The 15490-nt window shown below is 60.5% G+C and carries 20 protein-coding genes; 11 read left to right on the top strand and 9 right to left on the bottom strand.

All coding sequences use genetic code 11. From position 1 onward, the window contains the following. Window positions 1-75: 75 nt before the first annotated feature. Window positions 76-318, bottom strand: coding sequence for a transcriptional regulator (locus tag VL52_RS25685; protein ID WP_082113771.1), 243 nt, complete (start codon window positions 316-318; stop codon window positions 76-78). A gap of 49 nt (window positions 319-367) precedes the next feature. Between VL52_RS25685 and VL52_RS14890 the strand changes: the two genes are divergently transcribed. After that, window positions 368-826 carry a helix-turn-helix domain-containing protein gene (locus tag VL52_RS14890; protein ID WP_115617295.1) on the top strand — a complete coding sequence of 153 codons (459 nt, stop codon included), beginning with the start codon at window positions 368-370 and terminating at the stop codon, window positions 824-826. Window positions 827-1156: 330 nt separating this feature from the next. Here the strand turns inward: VL52_RS14890 and VL52_RS14885 are convergent, their stop codons facing one another. Next, window positions 1157-1909, bottom strand: coding sequence for a helix-turn-helix transcriptional regulator (locus VL52_RS14885; RefSeq protein WP_160298950.1), 753 nt, complete (start codon window positions 1907-1909; stop codon window positions 1157-1159). A 428-nt stretch (window positions 1910-2337) separates the two neighbouring features. Between VL52_RS14885 and VL52_RS14880 the strand changes: the two genes are divergently transcribed. From VL52_RS14880 to VL52_RS24100, 7 genes are all read left to right on the top strand, one after another. Further along, on the top strand, window positions 2338-2577 hold the full coding sequence (locus VL52_RS14880) for a hypothetical protein (RefSeq protein WP_046157759.1): 240 nt from the start codon (window positions 2338-2340) through the stop codon (window positions 2575-2577). Continuing rightward, a complete protein-coding gene (locus VL52_RS24645) occupies window positions 2574-2753 on the top strand; it encodes a hypothetical protein (protein WP_144408874.1) in 180 nt (59 codons plus the stop codon). Before VL52_RS14880 ends, VL52_RS24645 begins: the two co-directional genes overlap by 4 nt. A gap of 111 nt (window positions 2754-2864) precedes the next feature. Then, window positions 2865-3239: a hypothetical protein gene (locus VL52_RS24640; protein WP_144408873.1), complete on the top strand. Its 375-nt coding sequence runs from the start codon at window positions 2865-2867 to the stop codon at window positions 3237-3239. A 4-nt stretch (window positions 3240-3243) separates the two neighbouring features. Continuing rightward, window positions 3244-3999 carry a P-loop NTPase family protein gene (locus tag VL52_RS14875; protein ID WP_046157758.1) on the top strand — a complete coding sequence of 252 codons (756 nt, stop codon included), beginning with the start codon at window positions 3244-3246 and terminating at the stop codon, window positions 3997-3999. Further along, window positions 3996-4286 (top strand): hypothetical protein, encoded by a 291-nt coding sequence (locus VL52_RS14870; RefSeq protein WP_046157757.1) that lies wholly within the window; start codon window positions 3996-3998, stop codon window positions 4284-4286. The genes VL52_RS14875 and VL52_RS14870 overlap by 4 nt, the downstream gene beginning before the upstream one ends. A 47-nt stretch (window positions 4287-4333) precedes the next feature. Then, window positions 4334-4693: a hypothetical protein gene (locus VL52_RS24635; RefSeq protein ID WP_144408871.1), complete on the top strand. Its 360-nt coding sequence runs from the start codon at window positions 4334-4336 to the stop codon at window positions 4691-4693. 272 nt (window positions 4694-4965) lie between these two features. Then, window positions 4966-5277 (top strand): hypothetical protein, encoded by a 312-nt coding sequence (locus VL52_RS24100; RefSeq protein WP_186009496.1) that lies wholly within the window; start codon window positions 4966-4968, stop codon window positions 5275-5277. Window positions 5278-5293: 16 nt separating this feature from the next. Here the strand turns inward: VL52_RS24100 and VL52_RS14865 are convergent, their stop codons facing one another. After that, window positions 5294-5635 (bottom strand): helix-turn-helix domain-containing protein, encoded by a 342-nt coding sequence (locus VL52_RS14865; protein WP_046157756.1) that lies wholly within the window; start codon window positions 5633-5635, stop codon window positions 5294-5296. Between the two features lie 395 nt (window positions 5636-6030). Between VL52_RS14865 and VL52_RS14860 the strand changes: the two genes are divergently transcribed. Then, the gene (locus tag VL52_RS14860; RefSeq protein WP_235429308.1) at window positions 6031-7143 is read left to right on the top strand and encodes a methyl-accepting chemotaxis protein; all 1113 of its coding nucleotides are present in this window, start codon (window positions 6031-6033) and stop codon (window positions 7141-7143) included. A gap of 164 nt (window positions 7144-7307) precedes the next feature. After that, complete coding sequence (gene dbpA / locus VL52_RS14855) at window positions 7308-8690, top strand: ATP-dependent RNA helicase DbpA (protein ID WP_046157755.1); 1383 nt, start codon at window positions 7308-7310, stop codon at window positions 8688-8690. Window positions 8691-8770: 80 nt separating this feature from the next. On the opposite strand, the gene tauD is transcribed toward dbpA, so the two are convergent. The 5 genes from tauD to VL52_RS14830 form a co-directional block, all read right to left on the bottom strand. Further along, entirely contained in the window at window positions 8771-9604 is an 834-nt protein-coding gene (gene tauD, locus VL52_RS14850) for a taurine dioxygenase (RefSeq protein ID WP_046157754.1), read from the bottom strand. 22 nt (window positions 9605-9626) lie between these two features. After that, window positions 9627-10475, bottom strand: coding sequence for a taurine ABC transporter permease TauC (tauC, locus tag VL52_RS14845; protein ID WP_046157753.1), 849 nt, complete (start codon window positions 10473-10475; stop codon window positions 9627-9629). Further along, entirely contained in the window at window positions 10472-11257 is a 786-nt protein-coding gene (gene tauB / locus VL52_RS14840) for a taurine ABC transporter ATP-binding subunit (protein ID WP_046157752.1), read from the bottom strand. The genes tauC and tauB overlap by 4 nt, the downstream gene beginning before the upstream one ends. Before the next feature lie 2 nt (window positions 11258-11259). Continuing rightward, window positions 11260-12246: a taurine ABC transporter substrate-binding protein gene (gene tauA, locus VL52_RS14835; protein WP_046157751.1), complete on the bottom strand. Its 987-nt coding sequence runs from the start codon at window positions 12244-12246 to the stop codon at window positions 11260-11262. A 174-nt stretch (window positions 12247-12420) separates the two neighbouring features. Then, the gene (locus tag VL52_RS14830; RefSeq protein WP_046157750.1) at window positions 12421-14037 is read right to left on the bottom strand and encodes a methyl-accepting chemotaxis protein; all 1617 of its coding nucleotides are present in this window, start codon (window positions 14035-14037) and stop codon (window positions 12421-12423) included. A 263-nt stretch (window positions 14038-14300) separates the two neighbouring features. Here VL52_RS14830 and VL52_RS14825 point away from each other — a divergent pair, with 263 nt between their 5' ends. Further along, entirely contained in the window at window positions 14301-14966 is a 666-nt protein-coding gene (locus tag VL52_RS14825) for a 7-cyano-7-deazaguanine/7-aminomethyl-7-deazaguanine transporter (protein WP_046157749.1), read from the top strand. A 67-nt stretch (window positions 14967-15033) separates the two neighbouring features. On the opposite strand, the gene VL52_RS14820 is transcribed toward VL52_RS14825, so the two are convergent. Then, on the bottom strand, window positions 15034-15432 hold the full coding sequence (locus VL52_RS14820) for a nuclear transport factor 2 family protein (protein WP_046157748.1): 399 nt from the start codon (window positions 15430-15432) through the stop codon (window positions 15034-15036). Window positions 15433-15490 lie beyond the last annotated feature (58 nt).

Here is a 15490-nt window from a genome sequence, read left to right as displayed (position 1 = left end):
AGGCGACCCCGCGCAAGAAAAAAGCCGGACACGCCGGCAAGCGCTCCCGCTGACAGCAAGGGAACGAGGAGTAATCTAAGTTGGAGTCGATACCGCAGAGGGGGCGGTCCCGCGCAGATAGGCCCAATCGATATCGGGCCGCAGGGACTCACAACGGACACGTCCGTCAGTGAGTTTTTCCAAGTCGATACAGCGACCTGCAGGAACCTTGACCCGCCACTTGCAGACTGCCCACGGCGTTACACCGAGAGCACGACCGACAGCGGAAGGTCCATCCAGCAAGGCAAAAACGGCGTCAATAGGTGTTGCTTCTTTCATGGGCCGGGATTATCGATCCAAAGTTCATAAAAAGCAACCTTAAATAGACATGACCATGCTACCTAATCCAGATAACATTCAACTTATGGTTGAAGAAAAGAACACTGAAACGCAGCTATCCCGGAACATCTGCACCCTAATGCAGCTGCACGGCCTCGCACCGAAGGCGTTTTCCACGCAGGTTCCAGTCACTTACGAGATGATGCGGCGCTACATGAGCGGCGCAGCCCGACCGCGTCCGGAAAAGCTTGCAAAGCTAGCCGAACTCTTTGGCGTAAAACCAGCAGATTTGGAATATGGCAGCTTCACGGCAGACATCACCGTGACCAGCCCCAGCATCACCATCACCCGACACGATGCCCCCATGGCAGAACCGACCACGCCCCCGGATCGGACCATTGCCATATCCGACCCGAAAGAACTGGCCAGTTGGCTAGTCGCCCAGGGCGACGACGCGCTAGCGGACTTTTTGAGAGGCTTGGCGGACACCCTGCAGAAGAAAAAGTAAAAGCGGCCAGTTGGCCGCTTTTTCTATTCAGGGTAATTTCCTATGCCGCGTTTGCAGGCAAGGGACGACGCTGCGCCATCATAGACGCCGAACTGAGCATAAAGGCCCACGCGCGCGAGGCATCGCCCCACTCGTCAACAAGAATGCTGCCATCACTTCTAATTCTTACTCGTATCTCAGCAACTAACTCTGTGTTTTCCGTATTTTTGTGCATTTTTATTTCTGCTTTTTGGGTAGTTCGAAGATGCAGCGCGAACTATACGCGTTCAAACAAACGAGCAAAACTAGACTTTCGTCTAATTACGTGTTTGTACTTACTTCAACGATTCTCTAACTCCCTTCCACAGCGGCAACTCGATACGCAAGCTGAGATAAAGTCTTGACTCCATGTAACTTTCTCATATTTTTCAGGTGCAGCTTTACCGTACTCAGGCCAATGTCCAGGCGCTTGGCCACCTCCTTTTGCGTTAGCCCCTCCCATACCAGCAAGTCGAAAACCTCCCTTTCTCTATCCGTAAACTTAGCCATTCGTGCATCCCGCGCCAATACGCGGGCGGCAACATCTGCCAGGGACGGCAGCAACAAAGACAGCATCTGCCTCGTGTAAGCCTCGCGCTCGACCGATTCACCGATCATCGAAATGATCACCCTACATTCATCACGATCCGCAATATAGGTCAGACCATGCATCATCCCTGCCCGCTTGCAGGCTGATTTGAAATCACGCAGCCGCCTACTATCACCTTCCTGCGGCACCAGTTCGTCGGACCATACTATCGGCCTCCCCGCCCCGGCCAAGATCACCGGATCGACCTCATGCCATGAGCGACGCCGATACAAGTCGAGCCAACGCCCTGGCCATCCCAAATCGATAGCCAAGATAGGTGTTCGTGACGGGATGTCACGCGACATCCTGGCCAGCAGCAAAGGAGGCGAGCCAGGCAAGCTGTACTGCAGCCCAAGCAAGAACGCCCTCAAATCATCCTGATCCGACATTGCCAGCAACGACCGCTGCCAGGGCACCAGCTGGGCCATGGCCAAAGGCGTCACCTCTCGCAACATCGAAACAACTTCCGGTGTCATTCGCATATACCTTGCAACCTACAATTTCCCTCCAAAGAATAGGGCTTGACGCGCAGGCCAACCAGCCAACACATCCTAAGTTAATGAATAATAACAACTTACCTAGAATAGAACCATCTAAGCGAAGAAATAAAGTTCATTTAAATGAACTTTTAGTTGACACATCTACTTTTGATTGTAAAATGTGCAAACCTACTTTAAGTAGACCGCTCATTAACAATCTATGAAAACGTCACGGCATCCGTTCCGATGCCGTAACCGCATGCCCGACATAGTCAGGCATGGACACCAAGCTTATGCCGGCCAGCCGCACGATAAACAACGTGCGCGTCCCTGAACCGCTGGTCGGCATAAGCCTGCACCCGATAGCGCCCAATTGGACGTTATCGGATGCAGCCATGCGCTGCCGAATCTAAGGAGAATGAAAAATGCACCACCTGGACAAGACATCGCTGGAAGCCTTCAAGCAAGGGCTTGAGCAGCTGCAAGAGCAACTGCAAGCCAAACTCAACGAGGCCCGCAAGGCAATCAGCGAAATGCCGGAAAGTCAGCTGCGATCCGCTCACGGCCAATCACTGGAAGCCATGGCCGACAATCTGGATTCCTCGCTCACTTGGCTCAGAGAAGCCATTGCAGAGCAAGCGCAGTTGATAGACGAAATGGAATGAGCCTGCGCCATTACATCGTGCGGCAGATGCATCGACGCGAACAGCTGCTGCGCGTCTTTGCCCCTCCGGGCCTACCGCCAGAAATGGCCACCCGCAGGAATCGCACAAGACAACGAATCAACGACCGTGCAGAACGGATCTACCTGCGCGCCGACACCGCCAACGGCTGGGATTAACCAGCCGTTTTTTTACGCTCATTTCCGTTAGCACGCGTCACCGGCCGTTAGCAGTTTGTGAGCGCGCCGAAAGCGTCCCGTTAGCGGAAAGTGAGCAGTTTGTTAGCCCCCATGAGCAAACCAGACGCCAACCAGTTGCTTGCGGCTCTAGCAGGAACAGGCGAGAGCAAAGCGGCACGATTCCGCAGCCTCCTACCACAAATCAAGGCGGCAATAGAACGCGGAGTCAGGCACGCCCAAATCATCGAGGCACTGGCGGCCGATGGCCTGCACATGAGCCACGTTGAATTCCGGAACGCGCTCTATCGTGAACGCCGCCGCGAGGAAAACAAGAAAGCACCCCATGCCCAAGCAACCCAAAACATCCCGGCCAGCGCGGCCAATATGTCCATCGCAACCACGCCGGCCACCAAGACCTCGCCTCAGTCAATCCGATCAGGTCGCTTTGACTACGGGAAATTCAGAGACGGAAAAACAAAATGGTGAACTCATGACATACAACGACACCCACATTACGCTTCAAGGCAAAGGCGGCGTAGGCAAGTCGCACATCACAAGCCTTCTCGCCCAAGCGATTTGGGCCATTTTTGGCATTCGTCCGTTGGGAGTCGATACCGATCCCGTCAACAAAACCCTGATGCATTTCCCTGCCTTGCAAGCGCGGGGGCTGGATATCCTGAACCACGATAACCAGATTAACAGCCGCCAGTTTGACACCATGGTGGAGTGGTTGCTTGAGCATGACGGCCCTGCAGTCATCGACAACGGCGCGACATCGTTCATTCCAGCGACGGGCTATCTAGCAGAGACCGGCGCCATTGACGTACTCAACGCGGCAGGCCGCCGCGTGTTTATCCATACCGTACTTGTCGGCGGCCAGGCGATGGACGACACCATAGACGGCCTAGCGGCGCTACTGGACAGCACTTCGGCCCCCATAGTGGTATGGGAAAACGAACACTTTGGCCCGGTTGAACGAGACGGCCGCAGATTCCGGGATTCCAGCGTCTATCACGAAAACCGCGAGCGCATCGCCGGCATTGTCACACTGCGCCGCCCAAATGCCGATCTGGCTGGCCGCGATATCGCAGAACTCAGTATCAAAGGCCAAACCTTTGCCGAAGCCCTGGCAAGTCCGGAATGGGGGCGCATGCCGAAACACCGGCTGCAAATGGTATGGGCTGATTACCTGCAGCAGCTTAGGCCGATCCTGACGCAAGGACTGCCGGAAGGGCTAGCCGCATGATAGCGCGCCCTCATAACGTCATTCCGCTGCAGGGGATGATGTCGCAATTATTAGCCTGCGGCTTCACCAATCCACTACGAGTCAAAATGACTGAAAGGCAGTTAATGCTTTTTGATGCAATGGAATCGCGCCAGCGGTATACCTTTCCCCAGCTGCACGCACAAACCAAAAATGAGCATGCTGACCAAACTAGGCGCGATATCGCTAAGCTCATGGCAATAGGCGCATTGCACATACAGCGCCAGCATAGTGCAAATGGCAAAACTTCTATGTACTGGAAAAAATAAAGCAATAATCAATTCCCAACAGGCTTATACCATCAGGACTCCACTCAATGAAAATTCAAGACGACATTCAACAACAATTCCATAACCTACAAAAAGCCATGCCAGAAATCCATAGGCATTTACGGTTGATGAAAGAACTGCTAGCAGACATTCAGGGCCAGTCTCTTATCTGCATTGAACATATAAACGCACACCTTCAAACGAATGCCGGCCCACACATTCGCATAATTGTCATAACGAGAGGTATACAGCTTAGCGTAGTAAAAGCGTTAGCAGCCAAACGGAATCTTTCAATGCATTACTCAATAGAAACCGGCGATATATATATCCATAGCGAACCATGGGCAGTGCTAGCCATATGCGACACCATGCTCAGCTTGCCTCTCACTCTTCCTGACGCAGCGTAACAAACAGCCCGCCACATAGCGGGCTGTTTAATTACCCCACCTCACCAATTGATATGCAAAAAGAAATCCACGCTATTATTGCGCCAATCCTCGCAGCCGGAGGCCAGCTACGGCAAGGACGAAAAAATCCAGTCCTGATCTTTCCTAATGGAAAAAAAACAGGAATCCCACACCATACAAGAGAGAAAAGAGCAATTAAAAATCTTAGATGCAGGCTAAAAAGGCTGCAAGAAACCAACCTAGCCATAGCTTAATTAACTTAGGGGAATAAAATGTGTATCGGGAATATTCAGGTAGGAAGTCTTGACCGTGCCAACATGAGCGCAGTCATATTTGAAGGTCTTACAATTCAAACAGCGGAGGGAAAGCCTGCACTGCTGGCCATTGTGGATGAAGATGGCAATATTATTGAAACAGGTGAAAAGGTTGCAAAAGAAGCGTGGAATGTTGCAATCGCAAGCTACAAGAATTTTCTAATAGGGGAAGGGCATATGCGAGTCCACACCTCCCCACCCGGACTGAAATTCCTTACTATTGAAAAGAAATCAGCTAAGCGCAGTAAACCACCAAAGCTAGCAGCTTAATACAAAGTCTAGGACTCTACTTTGATTTTTCCGCCAGTTTCCTAGACAACACCCGGATTTGCTCAACCACAAACAGGCGATCCGCGTCATCAAGTGGCGCAATTTCCTCTTGAATTGTTGCCGCCAGTGACGACAACCCCACGGAGGCCCCGCTCAGCAACTGCTGCAGCGAGATACCCAAGATATCCGCGAGCCGATCAAGAGTCGCCAAGCCTGGCAATGCATTACCGCGCTCAATCCTCGACAAAGACTCAGTTTCCATCCCTATGCGCTCAGCAACTACTTTTTGTGCCAGCCCTGCACGCTTCCGGGCCTCTGCGATGTTCGCCCCAACTCTAACCGCAAGCGTTGTTCCCATTTTCTTTGACGTTTCGCATCTACATATGATGTTTAACGTTGCCTTAGCTTGCCCATTAGTGGAATGACATGTTATGTTCACTATTGATGTATTAAGTTAATTTCAGGACATGTTTAGACCGCGCAACTTGTCATATGTCCGTCGTCAGGAAAGGACGCCATGCGACTCATCACCTGCCCACAATGCAAAGGAAAGCGCCATGTGCCTTGCAGTCTTCCATTCCTGACACAACGGCATCCATCGCATTGCCCGATCTGCAAAGGAGACGCGAGCGTTCGCATCCCCTGCCCATTCTGTGAAGGACGCGGCACCATCCCCGCCGCATGAATCAGGTTCTACCCCTTGCCCCCAGCCTTGCGCCGGGGGATTTTTTTGTCCAAACGCTATATCCACCTTTGACATCGCTTGCTAAACCATACGCGTCCGTCGATGCCTTCCGCACCCAGAGCATCCTGTTCGCGCTGTTCGCCTCGCTGCCGATGCTGGCGGTGGTCTATCTGTTCATCCGCCGCTTCGTCACCCGTCCGCTGCGGGAGATGTCCGAGGGCCTGGCCGAGCTGGCCAAGGGCGAAGGCGACCTCACCCGCCGCCTGCCGGAACGCAGCCGGGACGAAATCGGCGTCACCGCCGGCCTGTTCAACCAGATGCTGGGCACCGTGGCCGGCCTGGTGCGCCAGGTCAGCGACAGCGCCGACGCGGTGGCGCTGTCTGCGCGCAGCCTGTCCGACGGCGCCGGCCAGCTGGCCGCCAGCTCCCATCGCCAGAACAGCCAGTCGCAAGCCGCCGCCGAGGCGGTGGACCAGCTGGCCGCCCACATCGGCGAGATCGCCGGCAAGGCCGAGCACGTCAGCAGCGGCGCAGAGGAAAGCCTGCAGCGCTCGGAACAAGGCCGGCAAAGCCTGCACCGGCTGCAGCGCGAGGTAGGCCAGGCGGAAAGCGCGGTGCAGCTGATGGCGCAGGCGGAGAGCGAGCTGGTCAACTCCACCGCCGTGATCACCCACATGACCAAACAAGTGCGCGAAATCGCCGAGCAGACCAATCTCCTGGCGCTGAACGCGGCGATCGAAGCCGCCCGCGCCGGCGAGCAAGGCCGCGGCTTCGCCGTGGTGGCCGACGAAGTGCGCAAGCTGGCGGAAAAGTCGGCCAAGTCCGCCAGCGAGATCGACGCAGTCACCGGCTCGCTCAATGACAAGACCGACGCGGTGCGCCAGGCGGTGAGCGCCGGCCTGCAATCACTGGAGGCCAGCCGCCACGCCACCGACAGCGTGGCCGGCGTGTTGGACGCGGCCAACCAGTCGGTGGCCGAGGTGCGCAGCGGCCTCAGGCAGATCGTGGAAGTGACCGAACAGCAGCGCCGCACCAGCCAGACGGTGAACGAGAACATCGACGCCATCGCCGGCATGGCGCGCACCAACGACGCCGACATCCGCCAGACCGTGGGCGCGGCCGCGGAGCTGGAGGCGCTGGCCAAGCGGCTGACCGACTCGGTGTCGCGCTTCCGGGTGTGAGCGCTTAACCCGGCAAAACCGGCTGCATCTGATAAAACAAGATAGACAGTTCCCCGCGCCCGGCTCTGCCGGGCGTTTTCCCAACCGGAAATGCGCCGGGCATTTGGCCGCGAGCCTCACTGCTGTTACACTGCCCAGCCTTTAGCCAACCGCGCCAAGTCATTGTGAAACCAGCCGCTTTTTCCAGTCTGCCCCTGCCCGCCCCCTTGCTGTCCAACCTGGACAGCCTGGGCTACCACCAGATGACCGCCATCCAGGCCGCCAGCCTGCCCGCCATTCTGGAAGGCCGCGACCTGATCGCCCAGGCCAAGACCGGCAGCGGCAAGACGGCTGCGTTCGGACTGGGCCTGTTGGCCAGCCTCAATCCGCGCTGGTTCGGCGTGCAGGCGCTGGTGATGTGCCCGACGCGCGAACTGGCCGACCAGGTGGCTCAGGAAATCCGCCGCCTGGCGCGCGCCATCGACAACATCAAGGTGGTGACGCTGACCGGCGGCACGCCGATGGGCCCGCAGATCGGCTCGCTGGAGCACGGCGCCCACATCGTGGTGGGCACGCCGGGCCGGCTGCAGGACCACCTGTTCCGCGAAACGCTGAACCTGGCCGGCGTGAAGACGCTGGTGCTAGACGAGGCCGACCGCATGATAGACATGGGCTTCATCGAGGAGATCGTCGGCATCGTCCGCGCCTGCCCGAAGACCCGCCAAACCCTGCTGTTCTCCGCCACCTATCCGGAAGACATCCGCAAGGCCAGCGCGCAGTTCCTGAAAAACCCGGTCGAAGTGAAGGTGGAGTCGCTGCACAACGCCGACCACATCGAGCAGTGGTTCTACAAGGTGAAGCCGGAAACCCGGCTGGAAACGGTGAGCCGCATCCTGCGCCATCTGCGCCCCACTTCGGCGCTGGCCTTCTGCAACACCCGCGAACGCTGCAAGGAGCTGGTGCGCGAGCTGCAGGAACAGGGCTTCAACGCGCTGACCCTGCACGGCGACCTTGAACAGCGCGAGCGCGACCAGATCCTGCTGCGCTTCGCCAACAAGAGCGCCACCGTGTTGGTTGCCACCGATGTGGCCGCGCGCGGCCTGGACATCAAGGAACTGGACGTGGTGATCAACGTCGACGTCACCCATGATCCGGAAGTGCACATCCACCGCATCGGCCGCACCGGCCGCGGCGAGCAGCACGGCCTGGCGCTGACCCTGGCCACCGACAGCGAAGCCAAGCGCCTGGTGCAGATCGAAAACTACCAGCAGGCCGACCTGACCTGGGCCGACGTGGAAGAGCTGACTCCGGCCCCCGGCGGCCCGCTGCTGCCGCCGATGGTGACGCTGGAAATCGCCGGCGGCAAACGCGAAAAGCTGCGCCCGGGCGACCTGCTGGGCGCGCTGACCGGCGACGCCGGCTTTCAGGGCAGCCAGATCGGCAAGATCAATATCTTCGAGTTCGCCAGCTTCGTCGCGCTGGAGCGCTCCATCGCCGAAGACGCGCTGGCCAAGCTGTCGCAATGCAAGATCAAGGGCAAGCAGTTCAAGATGCGGCTGGTCGGCTGATCCGTCCCGTCGTCATTCAAATGAAAAGGCCATCCCTGAGGATGGCCTTTTTGCTGCCTGCAAGACTCAACTCCGCCAAACTAGTACGGCTGGTCTCCCAGTATCGTCGCCCGGTGCATCACCCGCCGCGCCGGCCGGTAGTCGTCCACCGCGTAATGGATGGTGCAGCGGTTGTCCCAGAACGCCACGTCGCCCGGCTGCCAGCGCCAGCGGATCGAAAACTCCGGCTTGGACTGGTGGGCGAACAGGAATTGCAGCAGCGCGTTGCCCTCGCCGTCCGGCAATTCGTTGATGGCGATGGTGAAGCCTTCGTTGACGAACAGCGCGCGGCGGCCGCTTTCCGGGTGGATGCGCACCACCGGGTGGCTGACAGGCGGATGCTTGCGCCGCGTTTCGTCCCAGCGGCGGCGATCGTCGTCGGTCAGGCCGTAGCGCGCCAGCGGGAACGATTTGGCGAAATCGTGGACGGCGCTCAAGCCTTCCAACCTGGCCTTCAGGCTGGCCGACAGCGCCTCGTAGGCGGCGATGCCGCTGGCCCACAGCGTGTCGCCGCCCAGCTCCGGCAGCTGCCGCGCCGCCAGCACCGCGCCCAGCGGCGGGGTCTCTATGAAGGTGACGTCGGTATGCCAGATAGCGTTGTCCTGCAAGTCCACCACATCGGTGTCCAGCACCACGATCTCGCGCGCGTCCGGGTGTTGCGGGTAGATCGGGTGGGTGTGCAGATCGCCGAAGCGCACAGCGAAATTGCGCTGCTGCAGCGGCGTGATGTCCTGGCCGCGGAAAAACAGCACCTGGTGGCGCAGCAGCGCCTCGTTCAATGCCCGGCGCTGCTCATCGTCCAACGGCCGCGCCAGGTCTATCCCCTCCCCCACCGCGCCCAGCGCCGGGCTCAGGCGGGTCAATTGCAAACTCATTCAAATCCCCTCTTGCTTGTATTTAGTCTTGTTGTCCATGCCAAGGCGCCAGCCGATCCTGCAGCGCGCGCAGGCCCAGCTCCAGCGCGAAGGCCACCGCGGCGATCACCAGAATGCCCAGCACCACCACGTCGGTGACCAGAAACTGCGCCGCCGACTGCACCATGAAGCCCAGCCCGCGCGTGGCCGCCACCAGCTCCGCCGCCACCAGCGTGGACCAGCCGGCGCCCAAACCGATGCGGATGCCGGTCAGTATCTGCGGCAGCGCCTCGGGCAACACCACCAGCCACAATAGCTGCGAGCGGCTGGCGCCCAGGCTCTGCGCCGCGCGCAGCCGGTTGCGGCTGACCTGGGCCACGCCGTGGCGGGTGGCGATGGCCACCGGCGCCAGGATGGCCAGGAAAATCAGCAGCACCTTGGACAGCTCGCCTATGCCGAACCAGATCACGATCAGCGGCAGATAGGCGAGTGGCGGCACCGGACGATATGCTTCCAACATGGGATCAAGCAAGCCCTGTGCCAGCTGGCTGCGCCCCATCAGCGCGCCCAGCGGCACGCCCACCGCCACCGCGGCGCTCAAGGCCAGCGCGATGCGTTGCAGGCTGGCCTCCAGATGCTGCCACAGCGTGGCGTCCATGAAGCCCTGGCCGGCGACGACGAACAGCTTGCCCAACACTGCCTCCGGCGCTGGCAGAAACAACGCCGGCACCCAGCCGCTATGCGCCAGCAGCCACCAGCCGCCCAGCAGCAGCGCCAGGCTGGCCGCGCCCAGCCATAGCCGGGACGGCTCGCGCCCCGGCCTCGGGCCGGCCTCGATGCGGGAGGAAACCGTCAACAGCTCCCGCTCCGCGGTGGTTTCGACGCCGCTCATGCCCATGCCTCCTGTCGGCGCTGGGCGAACACGTCGGCCAGCAGTTGTTCTCTCAAGGCGATGAATTCCGGATCGGACTTGATCGCCCGCGCGCTGTCGCCGGCGCGCCAGCGGCGGCTGAACGGCGGGCGCAGCGTCTTGACGATGCGGCCCGGCCCCGGCGACATCAACACCAGCTCGGTGGCGAGGAACAGCGCCTCCTCGATGTCGTGGGTGATCAGGAACACGCTGCTGCCGGACTCGGCCCATACCTTGAGCAGCAGCTCCTGCATCTGCTCGCGGGTGAAGGCGTCCAAAGCGCCGAAGGGCTCGTCCATCAGCAAGGCCCCGGCGCGGCCGGCCAAGGCGCGGGCGATGCCGATCCTCTGCTTCTGCCCGCCGGACAGCTGCCAGGGATAGCGGGCGCCGGCATCGGCCAGATCCACCTGCTCCAGCGCCCGCTCGGCCAATTCTCGGCGTTCGGCGCGCGGCGCGCCGCGCAGGCGCAAGCCGAAGGCGACGTTGTCCAGCGCGCTCAGCCAGGGCAGCAGCGCGTGCTGCTGGAACACCACCGCCCGGTCCGCGCCCGGCCCGGCCACCGGCGCGCCGCCGAAGCGCACGCTGCCGGAGTCGGGAAACTGGAAGCCGGCGAACAGATTGAGCAAGGTGGTCTTGCCGCAGCCGGACGGCCCCAGCGCCACCGCCAGCTCGCCCGGCCCCACGCTCAGCGACACGCCGTCCAGCGCCGGCTGCGCCTGGCCGGGATAGCGAACCGACACCCTATCTGCGATCAGCGCCGCCATGCTCACCTCGCAGTCTTGACGAAGCGGTTGGTCACGTAGGGGCCGTAGTCCGGCTGCAGCGATTCCACCTTGCCCTGCGCCTTCAGGAAAGCGGCGGTCTTGCCCACCGCGGCCACGAACGGCGACTGCAGCAGCGCGGCCTGATCGTCGCGGCCGAGGAAGCGGTTGCCCTTCAGCCCAGCCACCACGTCCGGCGCGGCGGCGCCGGTCAGCCGGCCGATCTTGGCGATGTTGGAAGCATTGGCGATGAAGGCCTGCGGATCGGCCAGATAAGCGCCGATGGCGTCCAGCGACACCTTGGCGAAGCGCGAGACGAACTCGGGATGCGCGGCGGCGAAGTCCTTGCGCACCACCCAGATGTCGTAGGTGGGCGCGCCCCATTTGGCCACTTCCGCAGAGCTGGTCAGCACCGCGCCGCCGGGCTTGATCTTGCCCAGCGCCGGGTCCCAGACATAGGCGGCGTCGATGTCGCCGCGCTGCCAGGCGGCCGCGATCTCGCCGGGGCGCAGATTGAGGATCTTCACCTTGGCCGGTTCCACGCCCCAATGGCGCAGCGCGGCCAGCAGGCTGTAATGGGTGGTGGAGACGAAAGGCACCGCCACCTTCTTGCCGACCAGGTCCTGCGGCTTGGCGATGCCGCTGCCCTTGCGCGCCACCAGCGCCTCGGCCGAGCCGATCTCGTCGGCCACCAGGAAGGTTTCGATCGGCAGGCCGCGGCTGGCGGCGGCCGCCAGCGGGCTGGAGCCGATGTTGCCGATGGCCACGTTGCCGGAGGCCACCGCCGCGATCAGGTCGGCGCCGCTGTCGAACTTGCGCCAGTTGATGCGGCTGCCGGTGGCCTTCTCGTAAGCGCCGTCGGCCTGCGGCACCTTGGTGGGGTCGATGCCGGTCTGGTAGCCGACGGTGACGGCGTCCGCCGCCGCGGCGACGCCCGAAACGGCCAATGCGGCGGAAAGGATCAGTTTGAGAAATGCGCGCGGTTTCGCCATGGCTTGTCCATTTGGTACGAGTTGGAAATACCGTTCCAATCTAACAAGCGCGCCGCGCCCGGCTAAGCAATTAATCCTGGCTTGCTTATCGCTTTTCCTGCAAAAACGTCCGCCCAAAAAAAACAGGGCCTTGCGGCCCTGTCGGATCTTCCCCGATCCCTGTCATTGTTCGGTTCACACTTTGTACTGCGCCACCGTGCGCTGGATATTGCCAGCCTGGTCGCGCAGTTCGCGGGCGGAATCGGCCGAATCGGACGACGCCTTGGAGTTGGCTTCCGCCATCTGCGCGATCTGCTCCACTTTCTGGGCGATGGTATTGCTGGCGCTGCCCTGCTCGACAATGCTGTCGGAAATCTCGCCGATCAGCAGCATGCTGTGCGAGGAGTTGGTCTTGATCTGTTGGATGGTATCCCCGGCGTCGCGCGCTTTCTCCGCCTCTTCGTTCACCCTGGTCACCACTTGCTGCATGCCGGTCACCGCGGCCTGGGTGCCCTGCTGCATCTTGTCTATCACCGCGGAAATCTCGGTGGTGGAGCTGGCGGTGCGCTCGGCCAGCTTGCGCACTTCGTCCGCCACCACGGCGAAGCCGCGCCCCGTTTCGCCGGCGCGCGCCGCTTCGATCGCGGCGTTCAGCGCCAGGAGATTGGTCTGGTCGGCAATATCCTTGATCACGCCCAGCACAGTGGCGATGGTGACGCTGTCGTCGCGCAGCTTGCCGATGCGGTCGGACGCCTCGCCCACCGACTCCGCCACCGCGCTGATGCCATCCACCGTGCCCAGCATCACCCGGCTGCCATGATCGGCGATCTCGCCCGCCTCCCTCGCCTGATGGTTGGCCTCCCGGGCCCGGTCGGCCACATGGTTGATGCTGACCGTCACCTGTTCCACCGCGGCGGCCATCGCCGAAGCCGATTCGCTCTGCTGCACCGAGCTGGACGCGATATCGCCGGACGAATTCACCATGTGGATGATGGAGCCCTCCATGTCCTCCACGCTACGGCGGATTTCCTGAAAGCTTTGCTGCAGCCTGGCCATCAGTTCGTTGAACGCGGTGGCGGTCTTGCCGATCTCGTCCATCCTCGCCACCGGCGCGCGCAGGCGGAAGTCCAGCGAAGTCCGCACCGCCTGCATGGTGCTCAGCGTCTGCTCCAGGCTGCTGCGGATATTGAGGAACAGATGGCCGCTGAGCCAGCCGCATATCAGAACGGCCAGCCCGATCAATATCGCCGATTGCCACCATGCGGCGGCATAGGCGGAGTCGTTGTCCTTGCTCAGTTGCTCGGCCAGCTTGTAGTTGAACTCGATATGATCGATCAGCGCCTGGTTCAATGCCTTGGCCTCGTTGGACATGTCGCCGGTCATCAGCTTGTCCGCCGCCGCCACATTATTATCCTGGACCAGTTGCAGATACTTGTCGCGCTGCTGGCGATACATTTTCATGTCATCGCGGTCTACCTGCAGCAGCTTGCGATCGGCATCGTTGGAGATCAGTTCTTTCTCGTACTTGTCCAATGCCGCATCAAAACGCTTGTCCAGATCCGCCAGCGCGGCGAACTCGGCCTTCTTGGCCGCCGGGTCCGACAACGCCACGCTGCGCGCCAGCGTCAGCCTCACGTCAGCCAGCGCCTCCTTGGCGTCATCCAGCGTGTGGATGCTGGGGAAGGTGTTAATCTTCATGTAGTCGAAGCGCTCATTGGCCTGCTGCTGTTTCCATAGACCCTGCACGCCCAGGGCCAGCATTGCCAGCAGCGCCAGTATGGTAGTCAACAGCAGTCTTTTGGTAATGGTCATGTCCAACTCCTTGCAAGCCCGGCGCGTCGAGTTCGAGTACGAGAATTTACTTAGAATATTTATAGCTTTCTTTGTCCAACAAACAACAAGTCATTCTGCATGCCGCCATTCAGATATAAGCTGGCAATGGCCTTGATTTTGCGGAAATATTTTCATGTATAGACAAAAAAGCGGTATCATCACGCCCCTCTGTCGCCGGGCCCTGAGCCTCCGGCGGGTGTTCACTGGGTTCCCTCACCCCATTCAGCAAAAAGGATGCATCAATGTTTGCGTTTACCGACCGGCAACGCCTGTCCGCCCTGATACAGCTGTCGATGTTCCACATCGCCATCATCGCCTCCAGCAACTACCTGGTGCAGCTGCCGATCACCATCTTCGGCTTCCACACCACCTGGGGGGCGTTCACCTTCCCGTTCATCTTCCTGGCCACCGATTTGACCGTGCGCATTTTCGGCGCGTCCCTGGCCCGGCGCATCATCCTGGCGGCGATGGTGCCAGCGCTGGCGATCTCCTACCTGGTGTCCACGCTGTTCTATCAGGGAGCGTGGCAAGGCTTCCGGGCGCTGGAGCATTTCAACCTGTTCGTCGCCCGCATCGCCGCGGCCAGCTTCGCCGCCTACGCGCTGGGCCAGATCCTGGACGTGCAGGTGTTCAACCGGCTGCGCCAGCTCAAGGCCTGGTGGGTGGCGCCGGCCGCCGCGATGTTCTTCGGCAACATCAGCGACACGCTATCGTTCTTCTTCATCGCCTTCTACAAGAGCAGCGATCCGTTCATGGCCGCCAACTGGGTGGAGATCGCGCTGGTGGACTACAGCTTCAAGGTGCTGATCTGCATGCTGTTCTTCCTGCCCATGTACGGCGTGGTGCTGAAAATGATAGTGAAGCGCCTGCTGCGCGCCGGCGTCGGCGAACAGCTCCAGCCGGTGTAAAGCATCCGGACAAAGCAAAACGGCCAGCCTCCCTTTGGAGCTGGCCGTTTTTCATCGCGCTAAGCGATCAGGGGTGCATCGCCTCCCACACCTTGGCGCTGTCCACAATCTGCTCGAACTTGACGATCTTGCCGTCCTTCAGCGTGTAGACATGGGCGAAGGACGCGGTGAAGCTCTTGCCGGTGGCGCGGTAGGCGCCGTGGTAAAAGCCCTGGGCGACCACATTGTCGCCATCCACGTAGTAATGATCCACCGCCGCGCGGTAGCCGTCCCACTCGCTGCCCAGCCGCTGGAACACGTTTTCCACGATGGCCTGCGGGCCAACGTAAGTGCCGGCGTACGGAAAGCCCGCCGCCTCGGTCCATTCGGCGTCCGGCGCCAGCGCCGCCAGCAGGTTGCGGCCATTGTCTTCGGATTTGCCCTCGTAAGTGGCGCGGACAATGTCCAGATTGCTGCGATTCGTCATGATGCTTGCTCTCTCAAACAGGAATGGTTCTCAAATATGGCCGTACCCGGATAATTCA

Source organism: Chromobacterium vaccinii, assembly GCF_000971335.1.
GTDB classification, from domain to species: domain Bacteria; phylum Pseudomonadota; class Gammaproteobacteria; order Burkholderiales; family Chromobacteriaceae; genus Chromobacterium; species Chromobacterium vaccinii.
Note: the sequence above shows the minus strand (reverse complement) of the source record. Positions and strands in the feature narration are given on the sequence as shown.